Consider the following 323-nt stretch of genomic DNA (forward strand, 5'->3'; position numbering starts at 1 on the left):
CGTTACGATATGGTGTGCCCCATGCAGCAATCCTGGGAGGTCTATCAGCGTTGGCCAAAGGCCTGCTTTGAGGTGTTACCCCTGGCCGGTCATGCAGCAAGTGAGCCAGCAATTATTGATGCGCTGGTTCGAACTACCGATAAACTAGCAATGCAATTTGTATGATCGCTTTGTTACAACGGGTCAGCCAGGCAAATGTCACCATTGCCAACAACCAGACCATCGCGCAAATTAAACAAGGCTTACTTGTGTTTGTTGGTGTGGAGAAGGCTGACACCCCGCTTATCGCCGACAGGTTGTTGCAGCGGATTGTAAACTATCGG

The 323-nt window shown here is 50.5% G+C and carries 1 protein-coding gene; it reads left to right on the forward strand.

What is annotated here, in order from left to right; all coding sequences use genetic code 11:
* Positions 1 to 161 precede the first annotated feature (161 nt).
* The coding region (locus B3O33_RS06735) for a D-aminoacyl-tRNA deacylase (protein ID WP_292363257.1) at positions 162 to 323 on the forward strand (162 nt) is incomplete at its 3' end.

It is taken from the genome of Methylophaga sp. UBA1464 (assembly GCF_002325665.1).
GTDB lineage: Bacteria > Pseudomonadota > Gammaproteobacteria > Nitrosococcales > Methylophagaceae > Methylophaga.